The organism is Clostridium beijerinckii (genome assembly GCA_003129525.1).
Lineage (GTDB): Bacteria > Bacillota > Clostridia > Clostridiales > Clostridiaceae > Clostridium > Clostridium beijerinckii_D.
On record CP029329.1, the window covers coordinates 2,789,706 to 2,810,285 of the forward strand.

A 20,580-nucleotide genomic window follows, 5' to 3' on the forward strand; every position below is an offset into this window, starting at 1 on the left:
TTTATATTGGAATTATAACATATATGTCGTGTAAATAAATAATAATAAAATTAGATTATAATATATTTTATAATTTATAAAATGATTAAACCACAAAAACTATAAAGTATCGTGATTAGTTTGACAGCTTTGCTTCAAATTCTAAAAAATATAATTTAAAACAGTTAATTATTACAGCAACTATACATGCAATTATATTGAGAAAACACTCTATGCCACTTTCAAGAAACTGTTTTAACAGTTTCTTGAAGTTATAGGCTGCGATTTTAAATCCAACCCATAATTTTGAGCGCAATAATCCCCGGATAGGCATGGTATCAATTTTATATCTTCTCCTCAAAACAGAAGGAATACCTTCTATACCAGCCCTTTTATTTGCAAGCTTTATATACTCACTCTCGTGCATTTTTTCTCTTTGAGTAGCTGTATTATAAGCTTTTTCGCTAACTCTTATGGTATTAAATTTCTTTGATATTTTCTTTGGACATTGTGAATTTAAAGGACATTTTTCACATGTACTGGAGTCAAATTTGGCTGTATAAGATTTTGAACTATAATAAGACTCTACAGGTTCGACTCCGTTAGGACAACAACTTATTACATTTTTTTCGTCATCTACAATGAATTTTGAATAACTCAGTTTATCAGTAGATACTTTTCTGCCAACTAGTTGACTTGGAATCATTTCAATTCCTTGTTTTAAAGCATTTTTGGCTTTTTCTTGTTCATAGTAAGCACCATCAACTAGTAGTTTACAGTTTGAATTTTTATTTTGTGAAGCTAAATTAGCAATAACATCATCAGCAAATTTTGAATCGCTGTGAATATTTTGCTTAAGGTCATAGCCTGTTATAACACTGTTTTTATCATTAAATGATTCTTGTATATTAACAACATAACCAACGTTACCACCATATTTTTTTCTGTAGGTTGCATCTTTGTCAGTTGGATTTTGTAAACTAGTTGAAGTTATATCTTTTGAATCTTTAATAACTAAATTTTTTGCAGCATCTTCTGTAGTTTGGTCCTGAATAACTCTATTTAAAAGTTGAAACTCTTCTGTTGAAGTAACTATATCTCCAGCTTTCAGAGCGATATTGTATAGAATTTTAGAATGTTCGATTAAAATTGAAAGTTTTGAATCAGCCTTTAAATCTTGAGTTCTATATATAGTGTCATTTTTATGCCCCTTTTCAAGGTACGGTTTTAGTTCATCACTTATAATAGGTGGATTTATTATATTTAGAGCTTTAATAAGTCTGCTATTTATAGAATATACTAGCTCAATTCTACTTAATTTTTTGCATGATGAACTAACCATTAACGAATCCACTCTAACTTTTTTATTATCAACAGATAAATACTTAGCAATGCTTTCGGATAAAGCTTCAACTTCAGCTTTTATTAAGTCTTCATTAGTTGACGCTTCATATTCAACAAGTCTGTTTCTAAAATTTGTTAGAGTATTTATAGATACTGGTTGTGTTTCATAATTAGTTGTATTTAAAGCATATTGATATCTTACATCGAAATGAATAGAGCCGATAAGCTCTTCATCAGTCTGCTGAAATATTTCTTTTATAATTAGTAAGCCAAGAATAACATTAATAGGTGAATTAGGCCTTGAGGCTTTATTGCTATATAAAACCGAAAAACGCTCCTCATTTATTCGCGGAAAAATATGATCCTTAAATGCCTTAGCCCAACTTTTATTTAAAATATCTTGAAGGTATTTTGGCATTTGGTTGATTGGTTCAAATAATGAAGTTTGTTGAAGGTCATTTTTGCAAAACATAGTAATTCTCCTCATACGTTTAATTTTATAATGCTATTATATCATTAAATTCTAATTGGATGATATTTGTCAGCTTTTTGTGGTCTAATCATAAAATAGAATAAATTTTATCATTATAGGCAACATAACATCAGATATAAAATTTAAAATAATTATAAAACTGGAGGTTAGAATGAAAAGTTTGAGTAAAGCAGTTTCATTGGTTATGATTACTTTAATTATTTTTACATTAACAAGCACTACTAATATTACACATGCCTGCCTGAATTTAAGTTCTAATAATAGAAAAGTAGTAAATGCTGCAGCAATATTTTTTACAATAGATGACCCATATACCAAGAGGGTATTCCAAAGCTTAGAAAATATCGAAAAGGAAAATCAGAATAATATTAAATTTACTTTCTTTGATCCAAAAAATAATATATCTGTACAAAATGAAATGTTAGACTCTGTTGTTCGAGACAATTATGATCTAGTTATATTATATTTATCAAATAAAAAAGAAAATGTTGTAGCAGATGTTATTAATAGAGTTAAATCAAAAAACATACCATTAATATTATTAAATATTCCTCAAGATGTAGTGGCAAAAGTTTCTAATATCTACAATAAGGTGGCCTTTATAACACCAGATTCTAAAAAAGCAGGTGTCGCTCAGGGGAAAATTATTGCTGACTTATGGAATAGTAATAAGATGGATATAGATAAAAATCGTGATAATATACTGCAATATGTTTTGTTACAGGGTCCTCCTGATGATCCGCAGGTAGTTGATAGAACTAAATATGCAATTTCAACAATTAATGATTCAGGAATAAAAACACAAGAACTTGTATTGATAAATGGTAGTTGGCTTAAAGAGTCAGCTGAAAATTCTATTGATAGCTTATTTCTTAAATATAGTGGGAATATTGAGACAATAATTGCAAATAATGATGCAATGGCAATAGGAGCGATTGAAGCATTACAGAAATATGGATACAATACAGGCGATAAATCGAAAAATATACCAGTTGTTGGAATAGATGGATTACCTGAAGCCATTGACTTAATTGATAAAGGTTCTATGACCGGAACTGTTATTCAAGATCCGAATATTGAAGCTGAATTGATATATACCATTGGAATGAATTTATTTAATAATTTAGATCCAATAGAAAATACAAACTATAAGATTGTTGATGGAGAAATTATTATGCCATTTCCTTATGATGTATACACAGGTAAGTTAAATAATCAATAAATATTAAATTAACTTTAATTATCCCCCATATTCTTCTTTATATGAGAATGAGGGGGATAATTTTATATATTCAAAATTAAAATATAATTGTACAAATAATGTTATACATAAAAATTCAAGACTCATATGATGGGTGTAGAATTTTTTTATACTAATCTAATAGCAGTCTACATGTAATAGTATTATATAAGCAGACTTAGAATGAAGATGATTTATATGACAATACAACTAGCTATATATATAACGGGAATGTCTGTACTTTTACAAGATGTTAATAATATTTGTTCACCAAATATTTTACAAAGAATATAGTATAAATATAGAATGTAAAGTTTCTATATTCTATATTCTATATTATATATAAACTCATTAATCAAACCTTTGTAAATTTATAATAAAGTCATTTAAAAATATTAATATGATTTAGGAGAACATATATCAAATTATTAACATTATGTTGAAGATATATTTTAATGATATATGTATCTATAAGAATTATGAATGGCCAAATCAGTATTAATAAGTATTTGTCTTATTCTAAATTTATATGTAAGAAGGAGTTGTATTAAATGGGTCAATATGATAAGGGAGCTAAACGCAATAGATGTTCATGTGAATTATGTAATTTTATTAATGCGGATTCAGTAGAAATAGAAAGACATGGTGCCATATTAGTAACTGTAAGAGTAAAAGTAAATAATGTATGTATCGATAAAAAAGTTGCTGTTGCAGCAATTATATATGATAAATGTCATAGAATACTTGCTTTTAAAGGGTTTATTACAATGGCATGTGGAGACTCTGAATGTGGGACTATTGAACGTAAAGTATTGTTTGTAATTCCAGAGGATGATGTATGTGATCCTAGTGAATTAGAAGTTCGCACTGTAGCCAATTATATATATCCATGTGAGTCAGAGAAATAAGTAATATAAAAACATTTGCAGGGTAGACCAATGAAAAAAGGTCTACCCTGCAAATGTTCTTAAAATCTATAAATAGATTTTAATTAAAGCCATAATTATTATTTCACCTCTAATTGATAGCAAATATAATAAATCAGCATAATATAAAATTGAGAGAATTTAAAACTCCTAAAATGTTGTTTATTAATATTTTTATTAAATATATTAATAAAACAATAAAACAGAAAATATTAAGGCAAATTGTATTATTAATAATTAAATAACTTAAAGTAGATTATTAAGGAGAGAAGAAGATGAATAACAAAAATAGTGGAAGAGAATATATAAACTACTATGAAGACGAAAGTGGAAATATAAAAAATAAAAATTATAATTTCGATTTTGATATTGATATTGATGAAGTAGATGAAGCAGATGAAAGCTTTATAAATAACATGAAAAAAGATGACGATGAAGATTGCGAAGAATTATTTAAAGAGGGTTTTATAGAGGGTTTTAAAGAGGGCTATGAAAAAGCAAAACGAGAAATTTTAATTTATATGAAAAAAAATAAATGTTGTATTAAATGCAAAGATAAATCCAAAGTAAGAAGTATTAATAAAAATAAATGATTTATTAAATGTAAACACAGTTGAAAACTAAAAGTACTAATATAAGTAAAAATTTCCAGATGAGATAAAGTATATTTAATATATTTTTTGATACTATTAAATTAATGAAGATTAGCTCAAAGTAATAGAATGTAATAGCCATGGACTTGTATCAATCCATTTTGTTTTTTAATAAAGAACAAAGGAATGTATTTTAAATTTTGAGGAATAATATTCTAGAAGCTATTTTAAGCATCTTTAAGAAAGTAATAATTTTAGATGTATAAATATGGAGGAGAATATTATGACGAAAAAACGTAATGGATTATCTGCTTGGCAACTTACAATGATGGCTCTAGGAAGTGTAATAGGAGGGTCATTTTTTCTTGGGTCATCTGTAGCTATTAATGCTGCTGGACCTGCTATTTTAATATCTTATATTTTGGGAGGAGTCTTGGTATATTTTATACTTTATGCTTTATCGGAAATGACTGTAGCAAATCCTGATTCTGGATCTTTTATGACCTTTGCAACACAAGCCTTTGGTCCAGGAACTGGATTTGTTGTAGGTTGGGTTTATTGGATTGGAATGGTTCTTTCGATGTCTAGTGAAGCTACTGCTATATCAATTTTATTACATAACTGGTTTCCTAATATATCAATAGCTATAGTTGGAAGTACAATTATAATTGGTGTAACTTTGCTTAATCTTTTAGGTGCTGATAAGCTAAGTAGGCTAGCAAGTGGTCTTGCAGCAATAAAGCTTTTAGCTATAGTTTCATTTATAATTATAGCATTATTACTAATTACAGGAATAATTCCAGGAAGAAGTGCAATAGGTGTTGGAGAATTAGTAAGGGAACCTTTGTTGCCAGGTGGAATAAGTGGTATTGCAGGAAGTATGCTTATAGTTGTATTTGCTTACGCTGGTTTTGAGATAATTGGATTGGCGGCTTCTGAGGCTGATAATCCTAAAGAAACAATTCCTAAAGCAATTAATTATACAGTTATAAGCCTTGTGGGATTTTACATACTTTCTATTATAGTACTACTTCCACTAATTCCTACAGTTGAACTTAATGAAAGCATAAGTCCAATGGTAGCTGCTCTTAACAAATGGGGAATTACATGGGCAGGCAGTATTATAAATATGGTACTTGTTACAGCTATACTTTCTGCATCACTTGCATCTATGTTTGGAATTGCAAGAATGTTAAGGTCTCTTGCAGATGAAGGTCACGCTCCTAAGTGGCTAAAAGATAAAAAAGATGTTCCTCATAAGGCAATAGTATTTTCAGGAATTTCTATGCTTTTGGGATTGGGTGTTGGACTATTATTTCCTAGAATTTATTTGTTTTTAATAAGTTCAGGTGGGTTTGCGTTACTTTTTACATATGCAGTAATTATGGCTACTCATATACGCTTTCGCATGCGAAATGGGTGTCCTCCTGATGGAAAATGTCAAATGCCTGGATTTCCATATATGTCTTGGATTGGTCTAATAAGTATGATTACTATTATTTTTAGCATGCCTCTTATTTCTGGGCAAGCGTCAGGTCTTATATGTGGTTTTGCAATGATAATTATATCTTCATTAATTTATTTAGGAATGAAAGTCTTTAATAATTCAGAAAAAAATAAAAATGGGAATATAAGGATAAACAGGAAAGTACATCAATCTAAATTAGCAACAGAGTTTTCTGATGAATTTACTGATAGCCATATGGAAAAAAGAGAAAAATAAGAGTTGTAAAAAAGAGTGTAATTGTAATAAAAATAGCTAAAAAAGTATAAATGCTATTATTTTACACTTGAAGCTATTTTTAGAGTTAAATATGAAACAATTGATGAATTTTCGCACCATTCATTATAAATTATGAATATAAAACTTATAACAAGTAAAAACTAAAAATGAGGTGGGGAAAATGACAAATAACAAATCTGATACAAATAAGAATGATAATAAGTCATCAAATACATCAATGCCAGCGGAAAATAGGGAGAGGCATAAGCCAGCAAAAGGCCTTCCTAGAGTGTAAAAATAACAAAGGACCATAACTTTGTGCAAATTTATGCAATATACACAGTACTAAATATATGTTTAGTGCTGTGCTTTTTTTGAATATATTACAACGAAGATATTTATAATGTTTAAAGAAGCACCTATTAAGGTAATATTTATACGTGCTGATTTGAAAAATGTAAGAGCAAAAAAATATTGGTGGAAAGTAAAATTTCTAGCAATATTTTAATTACAAAGTTATTAAAAGCTACCTTTTGTATCTTTTATATATAGTCATTTTTGTATGTAAGGGGTATAAAAAAAAGGCAAAAGCAGATAATAAAAATGGTTGCATTATGTTAATATCATAAGTAGATAACTAAAAGAAATCATAGAATTCTATCATTTTTGTTTTATGTAAAAGAAAAAGATGAAATATGAAAAAAGCAAATGAAAGGAGATAAGATGGAAGATAAAAAAGTGAAAATAGAAACAGGATGGAACTTAGACAACAGTTATGCTCAATTGCCAGAATTGTTTTTTACTAAACAGAGTCCAACATCTGTGAATTCACCGAAGCTTATCATTCTCAATGATCATCTTGCCGCATACCTCGGGTTGAACGTTCAGTCACTGCAAAAGATTGAGGGAGTAGCAGTGTTTGCTGGAAACCAGATACCAAAAGGTGCTTTGCCTATTGCTCAAGCTTACGCAGGTAATCAATTCGGACATTTTACTATGCTAGGAGACGGTCGGGCTGTGCTGCTTGGTGAGCAAATTACACCTCGAGGTGATCGCGTTGATATTCAGCTCAAGGGTTCAGGTAGAACGCCTTATTCACGAGGTGGTGATGGCAAAGCAGCACTTGGACCAATGCTACGTGAATATATAATCAGCGAAGCAATGTATGCACTTGGTATTCCTACTACCCGTAGCCTAGCCGTTGTAACAACTGGTGAGTCAGTATTTCGAGAAACTAAACTTCAAGGTGCAATTCTAACTCGTGTGGCTGCCAGCCATCTGCGTGTAGGCACATTTCAATACGCAGCAGAGTGGGGCACAGTCGAAGAACTCCGGGCTCTGGCTGATTATGCACTAAAGCGACACTTTTTAGATGGTGACGGTGCTGAAAACCGCTATCTGTTCTTACTTCAGGAAGTTATTAAGCGTCAGGCAGCGCTCATTGCAAAATGGCAGATGGTTGGTTTTATTCATGGGGTAATGAACACTGATAACGTGACAATTAGCGGAGAAACTATTGATTATGGGCCTTGTGCCTTCATGGATACTTATGATCCAGCAACGGTATTCAGTTCCATTGATAGGGAAGGTCGCTACGCCTATGGAAATCAGCCATATATTGCTGGATGGAATCTCGTGCGATTTGCTGAAACTCTATTACCTTTGCTGCATGATAACAAAGAGAAGGCTGCGCAGTTGGCTCAGGATGCAATTTCAGATTTTACTAAGTTGTATCAAAAGAATTGGCTATCAGGAATGAGAACAAAACTAGGAATATTTAATGAAGAACCTCAGGATGAAAACCTTATTAAAAGTCTGCTTAGTATAATGCACAAGCATGGTGCTGATTATACCAATACCTTTCGTGGATTAACTTTTGATGATTTCTCGGATATGGACTTGTTTGATACTGAGCCATTTGCTGAGTGGCATAAAAAATGGGAGGAAAGACTGAGTAGGCAGGAGGAATCAAAAGATTGCTCTCTAGAGCTAATGAAAAGTTCAAATCCTGCGATAATCCCTCGCAACCACAGAGTAGAAGAGGCGCTAGAAGCCGCGGAGAAAAAAGGAGATTACAGCGTGATGGAAAAGCTTCTTAATGTGATTTCGAGTCCTTACGTTTATTCAGATGAACAGGCTGGTTACATATCACTACCTGAGAAATCTACTTGTCCTTATCGAACATTTTGTGGTACTTAATATATAGAACAAGGCATCCCAATATACTTTTATATCTTTATATACTATAAAACAGGCAAGCGAAAGTGATTGCAAATTTACAATTAGATATATATTTATATTGTAGCTCATAACTTACATAATTAAATATAATGGTGGATTCTAAAGTTTGCATTTCGCCTCCACCATGAAACCCACAAAAACCATAATTGATTTTCGTGGGTTATTTAGTTTGTAATTTTAGGGCTATATAAGTACTGTGCTGATAATTAGAAAGATGAAAATGTAAAAATATTTGAATTATAATTTTTGAAAGAGAACACCAAATCAATATGAATCTTAATTGTCTTTATTTTTCTTATTAATTTCAGAATAAATTTTTATTTATATGCCAATCTAATATTAAATATATAATTTTAAATAATTATATAGAGTGGAGGGTATTACAATGAAAATATTAAGAAAAATAATTACACTAATTCTGGTTATGTTAATTATTTTTACATTAACAAGTACGAATCAAGTTAATATATCTGCTAATTCGAATATAAATTTTAAAAGTAGAAAAATAGTTAACGTTGCAGTAATAATTCACTCACTTGAGCATCAGTATATAATAAAACTTAGAGAAAGCTTAGAAAATATTGAAAAAGAAAGCAAGAACAATATTAAATTTACTTTCTTTGATGCAAAAGATAATATAGCTATACAGAATGAAATATTAGATTCTGCTCTTAAAAGTAATTTTGATTTAGTTATATTAAACTCAACAGATAAAAAAGAAAATTTTGTAGAAGACGTTATCAATAAAGTTAAACAAGAAGACATTCCATTAATTCTAATGTATATTGCTCCAGAAATAGTATTAAAAGTTTCTAAAATCTATAATAAAGTTGCTTTTGTAGTGCCAGATTCTAAGAAGCCAGGTACTGCAGAGGGGAAAATTCTTGTTGATTTATGGAATAGTAATAAGAAAGCCATAGATAAAAATGGTGATGGCATACTACAATATATTCTGTTACAAGGTGTAACTGATGATCCGCAAACAATTGATAGAACTAAGTATGCTATTGCAAAAATTAATGATTCAGGAATAAAAACACAACAGCTTGAGCTGATACATGCTAATTGGTTAGAAGAGTTAGCTAAAAGTTCTATTGATAACTTGTTTCTTAAATACAACGATAAGATTGAAGCAATAATTTCAAACAATGATGAAATGGCAATAGGTGCTATTAAAGCACTACAAAAATATGGATACAATAAAGGTGATAAATCAAAAAATATAGCAGTCGTTGGAATTGATGGAGTACCTGAAGCAAAAGATTTAATTGATAAAGGTCTTATGACTGGCACTGTTATTCAGGATTCTAAGGTAGCAGCTGAAATGTTTTATACTATTGGAATGAACTTAATTAATAATTTGAATCCTACAGAAAATACGAACTATGAGATTGTTGATGGAGAAATTATAATTCCATATCAGTATGATATATATACAGGTAAGGAAAATAATCCATAAATATATTAGAATTTGATAAGGAAGAAGTGGTAGCAAATTCAATTTCGCGAAAATACCATTTAGAGTAAAAGTCAATATTGAATTTATTACCTTTTAATGATAATATATATTGACGTGTTTAAATTTACAAAAACATATAAAAATATACAATATAATATGACTAAAAACTTTAATGAAATTAAAAAATTGGAGACTGTGAAGAATTCTCTTATTTGGGTACCTTGAGAATTTGGAGTTAGTGGTGCAACCGACCAATAATCAGCTTAATAACTGATTGTTGGTTTTATTTTTATAAAAATAGAGGGGGGAATTGTTTTATAATATACAGTTAAATAAATTATAGACTACATAGATTATAAGTAGTCTATGTATAACACTCTATGATAAGGGGAGTATGATACCTTATACAGATAGTAAGAAGGTGATAAGTATGAATTATAAAGTAGGAAAAAGTTCTAAAAGTGATTTAAAAGAAGCAATATATGAGGCTACAATGGAACTTAAATCACCTAAATTAATATTGTTTTTTTCTGATGTTGAACATTTTGAAGTATATTCTGAAGAAATGAAAGATAAATTTAAAAATAGTATTATTATTGGGTCTACTACATTTGCAGGATTCTGCAGGGATGGAGCTTATAAAGATACATTGATTGTAATGGGTATTGAAGATGGAATTGAATGTTATGCAGATGTATTAGAAGAGGTGGATAAATATCCAATAAAATATGTTGACAGAGTAACTGAATGTATAAAGAAATTCAATAATATTTCTAATACGGTGTGCTTTGAAGTTTCCACAGCTTTAATAAGTTGTGAAGAATTAGTTTTATCAACACTAAATTCTGTACTTAAGGAAAAGAAGATTCCACTATTTGGAGGATCATCAGGTGATCGCGGTAGAGCAGAAAAAACAATGATTTCTTTTAATGGTAAAGTATATAACAACGCATGTGCTTTTGTAATAATTAAAAATTTAGGTGGTAAAATTAGATTATACAGAGAAAATATTTATAAACCAACTACTCATTATTTTACAGCAACTAAAGTAGATGTAAGTAATCGTATAGTATACGAATACGATAACAAACCAGCTGCAAAAGTAATAGCAGAAGCCTTAAATACGACAGTTGAAGATCTTCCTAAATACTTAGATAGTTACCCTCTTGGAAGAATTATTGGAAATGATATGTATATTACTGCAAATCAGATGGTTACTAAAAATAATGGAATGTCATATCATGCAAGGGTATATAATAATTCTCAAATGGTACTTTTAGAACCTGATGATTATAAAAATGTAATTAATGAAACAATAGACAAAATAAAAAAGGATGTTCCAAATCCATCATTAGCTATAATGATAAACTGTTTAGCAAGATCAATACTTTTTGAGAAAGATGGATATTTAAATGAATTTGCTAAAACAATGAGTAGTGCCTTAGGTGATTATATTGGGTTTGCAGGCTATGGAGAACAGCTGAATGATCAACATTTTAATCAAACAATGGTTCTTGCTATATTTGAATAGATGAGGGTAATAAGATATGAAGTGGTTTAAATCAAATAAAAATGAAAATATAAATTTAAATGAAGAAGTGAAGTTGAAAATAGAACAAGATAGAAAATCAGACTTAGAAAAGACTTTTAATTATGATAAGAGTATTAATTATGGTGTATTACATATAGAAAAAAAATTAGAAGAGTTTATGGATGAAGAAGTTAAAGTAACTCAATCAATCAAAGAAATCGATAATACATATTCGCAAATCAATAATATACAAGATATGATTAACAGTTTAGATTCTAATTTTAATGAGTTTAGTCAATATGCTAATAAAATAAATGGTGTTATGAATAGTTCTGAAGTTGCAGTAAAACAAGCGGATAATAAAATGGGAACATTAGCAGATAAAATCAATGGGACATGCACTCAGCTTGATTTAATTACAGACGCATTTCATATATTAGAAAATAATTCTAAGAATATTCAAGATATGTCAAATAGTATAACAGATATAGCAAGTAGTACGAATCTTTTAGCATTAAATGCATCAATTGAAGCTGCTAGAGCAGGAGAAGCTGGTAGAGGATTTGCCGTAGTAGCAGATGAAATAAGAAAATTATCATCATCAACAACAGAATTAGTAAATGGAATTGATAAAAGTGTTAAGACACTATATGAAAGTATAGATTCACTAAGAGAAGAAATTGAAAATTCTAAAGCAGCAATTAGCGATAATTTTGAATATGCACAGAATGTTCAAAAAGATTTCAAACACGTAACTGATTGTACTAATGAAGTAAAAGATTTTAGTAAACATATAATTATAGGAATTGAACGTACAAGCTCAGAAATTAATGGAGCAGCAACAGGCGTTGGTTCTGTTGCTGAACTTGTAGCTTCTTTTGGGGACAAGCTAGATAAATTGAATTTAAGAATGAGCAAAAGGTCAATTATCATTTGCGATATTATTAACTTTTTACAACAGATTCATAACATGTTAACTGAGTCTTTAAAAAATAAAAAATGATAAATTAGAAAATATTTATAATATGCAATTTATATTAAATACTTAACATAAATTGAAATTAATAATAAGATTGCATAATAAACAGAAATGGTAGTTCATAAAAATGAACCACCATTTTTTAATTTATAAAAAGTACTAACTATTTGATTTTTACTAGAACATAAAAGTCACCACTATATGGATATTGAGAATTAGATTTTTCAATATTAAGGTTTAATGCCACGAGAGAGATAATGGCCTTATCATTTTCCAATGTGAATGTTGCCTGATCTGCAGTCATGGAGTCTTTACTAATCTGATAATTTCCAACAGATGAAGTATCAAACTTACCAAAAACCTCTTTCATGTTAACTCGTATAAGTTCCTCACCTTTGTCATTTGACAACCACACTTTACCTAAATCGAGTGAGTTAGTATTTGAAATGGTATAAGTTTCACCCGATTTTTTAAAATCACAGAGTTTATTGCTATAATCTGGATTATCTTTTTCAAAATAAAAGTTAACTACTACTAAAGCATCATAACCGGAGACTATTATAGGTGACTGTTGGTTTAATGACATGTGAACTGATTCTTGTCCATACATATTTTCTCCATATCGGTAAAATCCAAAGGTATCATAGAAGTTGTTATATTGATTAAAATCTTTTCCTAAGTACCCTATATTCTTTGTATATTCCATAATTTCAAGGTAGTTTATGGTATTGGAGATGATTTTTTTATCTTTTTCAGGAACAGATGCATTTGGTATTATTTTATTATGATTAAGCATGTTGTTTTTAATCAGTACACTTTCTAGCATTTTAAGTTGGTTTGTACGACTGATTGTAAAGGCATCTACTGGCGGCACAATGGAGACGAGTGAAAAAGCAATCAAAAGTATTGCTACAATACCATTTTTTCGTATTGGGATAAAACTTAGGAAAACTCCAGAAATGGCTGCAAATATTCCGAACAAAATTACATAATAACGTCCATGAGTAATCCCTGTATCTTGGGTTCTAAGGGCAGAGGACACAATTTGAAATAACACAATTGGAACAAGAACTTTCGGGAAAATTTTTCGAAAAAGTTCAGCAAATTTATTTTCAATCCTACTAGCAAGAATATAGAGCAGGATGACGGTAATAGCAAAACCAACGAGCATAGGTTCAAGAAGATTATCTGTCCAAAAACTTCCTGCGATGTTTTTTACAATGTATATTACGAGGATAACTGTATAAATTGATAATAGAGGAATTATTATATACGAGATTAGAATCTCCAAAAATCTTGGACAGATTGAAGAGCTAGCTATCTTTTCATTATTATGATCTAGGCTTTCATTAAAAAGATTTTTGCTCGAAACACCTGGATAGACCGGAATAAGTGACAAGAAATATATTGGTGCAAAGAGGACTGAAATTATATTTAAAGCATGAATATATACCTTTTCATCTACTTGAAAAAGAAGTAAATCAATAGCTACAAGAATCAGTGATATGCCAATAAGGAGTACCACTGAAAATAGCAAAGAATTAAAAAATGACTTGAATGATGACATAAAACTTTCATTGAAACTGATAGTGCTTTTAATCACTGGCACCCATATATATGCGATAATAAGTGCGAACAGAGCAACTGATGTTCTAATCCATGTTTCTAAGTTGGTAGTTGTGTACTGATTGACAATGAGGAAATATCCGAATGTCAAGAGTATACAGATAAGCATCAAAACAAGACGGTGTGAGAATTTTTCGAAAAATCGTTCAAAGGCTGCCTGGGCAACAAAGCTAAGGCACCCTCCAATCACAAATGTCAGAAGAAGTTTGTAAAAAGGTTCGTCAAGGTTTATACTTTGTGCATTTACAATTGCAGCTGCAAGAAGAAAAAGTACAGTTAATGGATAGCGAGATATTGCATCATATAATCCACTAAGCTTGCTTCTTAAATTATATTTAAATTTCATATTTGAATCCTCCTTTACGTATGGTGATTATAATCTCAACAGCAGATATTTTATTAATTAATAAGATTCTCTTTATATATAAATATTCCATATATTCTGACAATTATCCTCTAAGATAATTGCACCGAAATTAGAATATTTTTTTAATTAAAACGCATCCTAAGATTAAATAGATATCATGGAGGATTGCAATGAGCATTTTGAAAAAAATATTAATATTTATTATGATTTCAGTTATGATAATGGTTCTAATAGTAGGAATTTCTAAAGATAATGTATCTGCTAGTTCAAATTTTGGTGAAATGGCTCCTGTTAAGGTAGCTGTATTCCTAGATAACTCTAATGCTATGTATATTTCTCTTCTTAAACAAAATTTAGAGCATATTGAAAAAGAAAATGAAAATAAAGTCAAATTTACTTTCTTTGATGCAAAAGATAATCAAGCTGTACAAAATGAAAGTATTGAAAAAGCCCTTACACAAAAATTTGACCTTTTCATTGTAAGCATAATTAGTCCTAACTTAAAGGATGTAGAAAGCACTTTGATTAAAGTTATGGAAAAAAACATTCCTTTAATTTTAAATCCAGACCCAGTTCAAAACATAATAAATTTTGTTAAACCTTATAAGCGATTTGTAGTGATTGGAGCAGATTATGAACAATCGGGTACTATGGAGGGACAAATTCTTGCTAAAGAATGGAATTCTAATAAAGCGTTTATAGATAAAAATCATGATAACATATTGCAGTATGTTATGTTAAAAGGCAGAAGTGGCAGTCCATTAACATATTTAAGATCAAAGTATTCCATTTTAGCACTTAATAATGCTGGAATAAAAACAGAAGAACTTGCAGTCCCTTATTGTGAATGGCTACAAGATTGTGCTAAAAGTTCTATTGAATCTCTGCTTCTTAAACACGGTAACAAAATTGAAGCTATAATTTCAAATAATGATGCTATGGCAGTAGGTGCTGTGGAAGCCTTGCAGAAATATGGGTATAATAAAGGTGATGAAAAAGCTACAATACCAGTTGTAGGAATTGATGGAATGCCAGCTGCTAAAGATTTAATAAAAAGAGGTTTTATGTTAGGAACTGCTGTTGTAGATCCTCGTGATCTTGCAGAAGCTCTTTATGCTATTGGAATGAATTTAGCTTCTGGTAAGTCCTCTCTTGAAAATACAAAATATAAATTTGATGATACAGGATTTACAGTTCATCTAGATTACAAGGAATACATAAAATAATATTAATTATATTGTAGCTTTGGATGATTACTTGCGAATTGAGTGGAATAGATTATATGAAAATATTAAAGTTGTATTTTAGCATATAGGTAATATAAGACTGAAGATAATGTAGTCAAGGGTGTAAGAATATGTTAATATATTTAAATAGGAATAGCTATTAATGGTGTTCTTATTTTGGGTTTAGTTGGTAACAAGATACTACATTTTTAGTGTGGTTGTTATAAAAAACTGTTGACTGTATAGTAGACAATTAATTATTTTATTTGGAGGTGTATATGAGAGTTGTTAATGTCTCCAATTTGAAGGGAGATGAAATCCTTGGAAAGCAGATTTTTGATGAATCAGGTAGAGTTTTACTTAGTGTTGGAGTAAAGCTCAGACCTTATTACATTGAAAGAATTAAAGGACTTGGCATTTATTCAGTATATATTGATGATGACATGTCAAAAAATGTAATTATCGAAGAAAGTATTTCTGAAAAAACAAGGCAAATGAGTAAACATGCAGTTAAGGAAATGACTGAAAGATATTGTCGTGAAGGAAAAACTGATAATAGCAGCGTTATGAATTCAGTAAACTCAGTTATTGAGGATATAATATCAAATAAAAATGTTTTGATAAATGTTGCAGAAATAAGTGCAAGTGATAACAATATATATTCCCATTGCGTGAATGTCTGCGTATTATCTACAATAATAGGGACTCATATGGGTTACAGTGTATCAAAGCTTAAAGATATAGCTATGGGTGCAATGTTACATGATATAGGTAAAATAAAAATCCTAAATGATAAAAAAATTTCAGCACAGTTTAATACTAAGGAAGAATTAGATAAATATATTGAACTTATGCATCCAAAGGTTGGTTATGACATTTTAGGAGAACAGCATGTTTGGAATGCATATGTCAAGGTAGCTGTATTAATGCATCATGAAAGAAGTGATGGTAGTGGCTATCCTTTAAAACTAAAAGGTGATGAAATAAACCAAATTGCAAAGATAGTGTCAATATGTGATGTATTTGATAATTTGATATCAGGAAGAAGTACGGGTGAACGTAAAACGGTATATGAGGTTATTGAATATCTTGTGGGTATGAGTAACATTTATTTTGATGCAGAAATGGTGCGCAAATTCACAATGAACATAGCTGCTTTTCCAACAGGAAGTGGAGTTATTCTAAGTTCGAATGAAAAGGGATTAGTAGTAAGGCAAAATAATTCAATGCCAATGCGACCTGTGATAAAAGTTATATATGATAAAGTTGGAAATGTACTTTTAGAACCTTATGAAATTGATTTATTAAAAGAATTAACTCTTTTTATTACAGAAACCTGTGAAATTTAGATGTTTGGGAGGGATTTTATGAGTGATGTAGACAAGTGGACAAATACTAGTTATTCTAATGATTGTCTAAAACTAATTAATAATATTTTTCGGAGATTTTTAGAGATAGACAGTATTAATTATGCGAGTTTATTAAAAAAATCATTGGAGGAAATTGGTTTATTTTTTAATTTTGATAGAATTTTTGTCTATTATTTTTCTGAAGATCCTACTTTTATGCAAATGGAATGTCAATGGAATAAGAAAGATATAAGACCCAAAAGAGAAATGCAGGAGGAAGAGGTAGTTTATACTCTTCCATGGTTGATGCGTGAAATTAAGAATAATGATTTTGTAGCAATAAATAATATAGAGGAACTTCCTGCCGAAGCAATATTTGAGGCAGAAGTTTTTAGTGGTGAAGGAATAAAAGCTTCTCTTATAATTCCGTTAAAAAATGAAAATAAGTTAATTGGGTTCATGGGCTATGAAAGTTTGTCAAAGCCTATAACATGGGAAGAAGATGCAATTAATGTATTAAGAAATATTTCAAGCTTTTTTTCATTTATAAGATCAAAAATTGCCAAGGAAAGAGAATATAAATCAATGCTTGATGGACAAGCAATTTTACTTAATAATTCTCAGTCTCAGATTTGGGCATTAAGCAATGTTACTTCTTATGCGACTGTTAATGAAGCACATGCAGAGTTTTTCGGAAAGAAGAAAAGTGATTTAGAATATCAGGACTTATTTGATATATTTGATATAGACACTGCAAATAAGCTTTCTGCAAACAATTGGGATTTGTTTCAAAAAAATGATCCAGCAGAAAAAGAACTTAAGATTAAGAATTGGAAAGACGAAGATAGATTGCTTCAAATCAAAAGTAAACCTGTGAGGGATGAAACTGGTAGTATTAAGTATCTTATTTGCACTGCTGAAGATATTACAGAGCAACGGTTAGCAGAAACTGAATTGTACAAGGCAAAAGAGCTGGCAGAAGCAGCCAATATTGCAAAGAGTCAGTTCCTTGCAAATATGTCTCATGAAATAAGAACACCGATGAACGGAGTATTTGGATTTCTTCAGTTGTTGCAATCAACTAATTTGTCTATAGAACAAAAAGAGTTTATACGTGAAGCAAAATCTGCTTCAGAGGTATTATTACATATTATTAACGATATACTAGATTTTTCAAAGATTGAAGCTAAAAAATTAACCATGGAAAAGATTAGGTTTAACTTAAGAACTATTATTGAAGATACTATTTCATTCCTTGTCCCTAATGCTACAGAAAAAGGGCTTCAACTTAATTCTATAATTAAAGCAGCTGTTCCAGAAGAGGTTATTGGAGATCCATCAAGGCTTAGACAGATATTAAACAATCTTATAAGCAATGCAGTGAAATTTACAGAAAATGGTGAAATTTCTGTTACAGTTGATTACTTAGAGGAAGAAAATGAAATAGCTATACTTAGCTTTGAAGTAAAGGATACTGGAATTGGAATCCATAAAGAGGATATTCATAAGCTATTTCAATCTTTTAACCAAGCAGATGCTTCTACAACTAGAAAATACGGAGGAACAGGACTTGGACTTGCCATATCTAGCGAATTAGTCAAAATGATGGGTGGAGAAATTTGTGTTGAAAGTAAGCTTTCGGAAGGTTCGACATTCAAATTTTATGTGAGACTCGAAATAGCAAAAAAAGTCTCAGAAGAAAAATTTATGTTTGAAAAGCTTGACGATATTAATATTTTGATTGTTGATGATAATAAAAATAACAGGAAGAGTATAAGTTCGTATTTTGAAGGAACAGAATTGAAGGTATTCGAAGCCAAGGATGCTGGTAATGCGATTACCACAATAATTTCAAATGCAAGTACAGAAAACAAAATAAGTATTGCTATCATAGACTATGAAATGCCAGGCATGAATATTTATGAACTTGCAACTACATTAAAAAATATACCTTTTGCAAAGAATATTAAACTCATACTTATGACTTCCAGAAATCAAATAGAAGATGGCAAGGCTGCAAAAGAATATGGCTTTTCAGGGTATTTGTCCAAGCCTCTACGAAGAGACGAGTTATTCAATTGTATTGATATAGCATTGGGTTTAAAAAAAGAAGATGAAAAAGAACAACAAGTTGTAGAGAAACATATTGTTAAAGAAGTTAAAAATGGATTAAAACCGAGGATTTTATTGGTTGAAGATAATGAAGTGAATCGGAAAATTGTTATAAGTATTCTCAAATCTCATAATATGACTTGTGATGTGGCATTGGATGGTAGTGAAGCGTTAAAAGCAGTGTTAGAGAAAGATTATGATATTGTTTTTATGGATTGCCAGATGCCAGTAATGGATGGGTATGAAAGTACAGCTAAAATAAGGTTGCTTGAAGGCGATAAAAAGCATACTACAATTATTGCAGTGACTGCTAATGCCATGGAGGGTGACAGTGCAAAGTGTATTGAAGCCGGAATGGATGCTTATATTAGTAAACCTATTAATTTTGATATTATGTTTAGGATGATAGAAGAAAGTACTAAGAAGAGTGAGGCAGGGTCTGAGTATAGTAGTTTAATATATAGTTATATTGATCAATTTGCTGAAATATCAGGACTTGAAAAAGATGATGCAAAAGAAATACTTGAAGATTATATAAAATGTCTACCAGATTTATTGAATGGTATTGAAGATGCAATTGATAGTAATAATTTAAAAAAATTGGCAAAGTTGACTCATGAGTTAAAAGGTTCTTCTGGAACTCTAAGAATAACATCTATTCATGAATTAGCTATAAAGCTTGAGGAAAAAGCTATTAAACAAGAAATAGATGAATGTGCTAGACTTTTTATTCAAATAAAAGATTTGTTTTATTAAGAATATGGAAGTAAATAATACATCCAGGCTGGCTTATTATTTTTTGAAGATACCTTAGGTAATATTCAAAAATCAGTAATTAAAATTAGAGATATGAAGGAGTTTTTAATATGAAAAAAATATTAATAGTTGATGATTCATCGTATATGAGAAAATTTGTAACAAAGATTGTTGAAAAAGGTGGTTTGTATATAATATATGAGGCATCAAGTAAAGACACTGCAATAGAGACCTTTGAGAATGAAAATCCAGAGATTGTAATTTTAGATTTAAATATGTCTGAAGTCAGAAAAGATGGTATTGGTGTATTAACTGAAATAATGAATATTAATCCCGAAGCAGTTGTAATTATTATATCAGCAGTAGGATATGAAGATGTTAAAGATGAATGTATAGCACTGGGAGCTAAGAGCTACATTCAGAAACCTTTCGATACTAAAATTTTATTACAAACACTAGAAGAATATAGATAATATTATAGAAGCTTTTTTTGATAATATACCAGATTACTATTTATATGGGCTTTAGTATGAAGCTTTTTTCTAATAAGAAAGATAATAATTCCAATAGAGATGCAAAAAAATCAAGAGATAAGGTGCAATCCTTAGCTCTTTTTTGCCTGAAAATAAGTAGAAA

At 29.8% G+C, this 20,580-nt stretch carries 14 protein-coding genes and 1 riboswitch; of the genes, 12 read left to right on the top strand and 2 right to left on the bottom strand.

Features of this window, described 5'->3' with window-relative positions; all coding sequences use genetic code 11:
- Positions 1-115: 115 nt before the first annotated feature.
- Entirely contained in the window at positions 116-1,810 is a 1,695-nt protein-coding gene (locus DIC82_12375) for a DDE transposase (protein ID AWK51763.1), read from the bottom strand.
- Between the two features lie 157 nt (positions 1,811-1,967).
- On the opposite strand from DIC82_12375, the gene DIC82_12380 reads away from it, so the two are divergent.
- The 8 genes from DIC82_12380 (at position 1,968) to DIC82_12415 (ending at position 12,532) form a co-directional block, all read left to right on the top strand.
- Positions 1,968-3,038 (top strand): galactose ABC transporter substrate-binding protein, encoded by a 1,071-nt coding sequence (locus tag DIC82_12380; GenBank protein ID AWK51764.1) that lies wholly within the window; start codon positions 1,968-1,970, stop codon positions 3,036-3,038.
- A gap of 569 nt (positions 3,039-3,607) precedes the next feature.
- The gene (locus tag DIC82_12385; protein AWK51765.1) at positions 3,608-3,964 is read left to right on the top strand and encodes a hypothetical protein; all 357 of its coding nucleotides are present in this window, start codon (positions 3,608-3,610) and stop codon (positions 3,962-3,964) included.
- A gap of 293 nt (positions 3,965-4,257) precedes the next feature.
- Positions 4,258-4,575: a hypothetical protein gene (locus tag DIC82_12390; GenBank protein ID AWK51766.1), complete on the top strand. Its 318-nt coding sequence runs from the start codon at positions 4,258-4,260 to the stop codon at positions 4,573-4,575.
- Positions 4,576-4,858: 283 nt separating this feature from the next.
- Positions 4,859-6,298, top strand: coding sequence for an amino acid permease (locus DIC82_12395; protein AWK51767.1), 1,440 nt, complete (start codon positions 4,859-4,861; stop codon positions 6,296-6,298).
- A gap of 723 nt (positions 6,299-7,021) precedes the next feature.
- The gene (locus DIC82_12400) at positions 7,022-8,497 is read left to right on the top strand and encodes a YdiU family protein (protein AWK51768.1); all 1,476 of its coding nucleotides are present in this window, start codon (positions 7,022-7,024) and stop codon (positions 8,495-8,497) included.
- 427 nt (positions 8,498-8,924) lie between these two features.
- Positions 8,925-9,998, top strand: coding sequence for a galactose ABC transporter substrate-binding protein (locus DIC82_12405; GenBank protein ID AWK51769.1), 1,074 nt, complete (start codon positions 8,925-8,927; stop codon positions 9,996-9,998).
- 179 nt (positions 9,999-10,177) lie between these two features.
- Positions 10,178-10,260, top strand: a riboswitch (cyclic di-GMP riboswitch).
- A gap of 168 nt (positions 10,261-10,428) precedes the next feature.
- Positions 10,429-11,529, top strand: coding sequence for a hypothetical protein (locus tag DIC82_12410; protein AWK51770.1), 1,101 nt, complete (start codon positions 10,429-10,431; stop codon positions 11,527-11,529).
- Positions 11,530-11,545: 16 nt separating this feature from the next.
- The gene (locus DIC82_12415) at positions 11,546-12,532 is read left to right on the top strand and encodes a chemotaxis protein (protein AWK51771.1); all 987 of its coding nucleotides are present in this window, start codon (positions 11,546-11,548) and stop codon (positions 12,530-12,532) included.
- A 139-nt stretch (positions 12,533-12,671) separates the two neighbouring features.
- On the opposite strand, the gene DIC82_12420 is transcribed toward DIC82_12415, so the two are convergent.
- Positions 12,672-14,480 (bottom strand): DUF4153 domain-containing protein, encoded by a 1,809-nt coding sequence (locus DIC82_12420; protein ID AWK51772.1) that lies wholly within the window; start codon positions 14,478-14,480, stop codon positions 12,672-12,674.
- A gap of 191 nt (positions 14,481-14,671) precedes the next feature.
- Between DIC82_12420 and DIC82_12425 the strand changes: the two genes are divergently transcribed.
- The 4 genes from DIC82_12425 to DIC82_12440 all read left to right on the top strand — a co-directional run bounded on the left by DIC82_12425 (position 14,672) and on the right by DIC82_12440 (position 20,417).
- Positions 14,672-15,727, top strand: a complete 1,056-nt coding sequence (locus DIC82_12425) for a galactose ABC transporter substrate-binding protein (GenBank protein ID AWK51773.1) — start codon at positions 14,672-14,674, stop codon at positions 15,725-15,727.
- 278 nt (positions 15,728-16,005) lie between these two features.
- Entirely contained in the window at positions 16,006-17,076 is a 1,071-nt protein-coding gene (locus DIC82_12430; GenBank protein ID AWK51774.1) for a phosphohydrolase, read from the top strand.
- Positions 17,077-17,094: 18 nt separating this feature from the next.
- Complete coding sequence (locus DIC82_12435; protein AWK51775.1) at positions 17,095-19,944, top strand: histidine kinase; 2,850 nt, start codon at positions 17,095-17,097, stop codon at positions 19,942-19,944.
- Positions 19,945-20,054: 110 nt separating this feature from the next.
- Positions 20,055-20,417 carry a response regulator gene (locus DIC82_12440; GenBank protein ID AWK51776.1) on the top strand — a complete coding sequence of 121 codons (363 nt, stop codon included), beginning with the start codon at positions 20,055-20,057 and terminating at the stop codon, positions 20,415-20,417.
- Positions 20,418-20,580: the final 163 nt, after the last annotated feature.

Excerpts from the sequence above, each read along its gene's own strand:
- DIC82_12375 (AWK51763.1), bottom strand. The coding sequence starts at position 1,810 with ATGAGGAGAATTACTATGTTTTGCAAAAATGACCTTCAACAAACTTCA.
- DIC82_12380 (AWK51764.1), top strand. The coding sequence starts at position 1,968 with ATGAAAAGTTTGAGTAAAGCAGTTTCATTGGTTATGATTACTTTAATT.
- DIC82_12385 (AWK51765.1), top strand. The coding sequence starts at position 3,608 with ATGGGTCAATATGATAAGGGAGCTAAACGCAATAGATGTTCATGTGAA.
- DIC82_12390 (AWK51766.1), top strand. The coding sequence starts at position 4,258 with ATGAATAACAAAAATAGTGGAAGAGAATATATAAACTACTATGAAGAC.
- DIC82_12395 (AWK51767.1), top strand. The coding sequence starts at position 4,859 with ATGACGAAAAAACGTAATGGATTATCTGCTTGGCAACTTACAATGATG.
- DIC82_12400 (AWK51768.1), top strand. The coding sequence starts at position 7,022 with ATGGAAGATAAAAAAGTGAAAATAGAAACAGGATGGAACTTAGACAAC.
- DIC82_12405 (AWK51769.1), top strand. The coding sequence starts at position 8,925 with ATGAAAATATTAAGAAAAATAATTACACTAATTCTGGTTATGTTAATT.
- DIC82_12410 (AWK51770.1), top strand. The coding sequence starts at position 10,429 with ATGAATTATAAAGTAGGAAAAAGTTCTAAAAGTGATTTAAAAGAAGCA.
- DIC82_12415 (AWK51771.1), top strand. The coding sequence starts at position 11,546 with ATGAAGTGGTTTAAATCAAATAAAAATGAAAATATAAATTTAAATGAA.
- DIC82_12420 (AWK51772.1), bottom strand. The coding sequence starts at position 14,480 with ATGAAATTTAAATATAATTTAAGAAGCAAGCTTAGTGGATTATATGAT.
- DIC82_12425 (AWK51773.1), top strand. The coding sequence starts at position 14,672 with ATGAGCATTTTGAAAAAAATATTAATATTTATTATGATTTCAGTTATG.
- DIC82_12430 (AWK51774.1), top strand. The coding sequence starts at position 16,006 with ATGAGAGTTGTTAATGTCTCCAATTTGAAGGGAGATGAAATCCTTGGA.
- DIC82_12435 (AWK51775.1), top strand. The coding sequence starts at position 17,095 with ATGAGTGATGTAGACAAGTGGACAAATACTAGTTATTCTAATGATTGT.
- DIC82_12440 (AWK51776.1), top strand. The coding sequence starts at position 20,055 with ATGAAAAAAATATTAATAGTTGATGATTCATCGTATATGAGAAAATTT.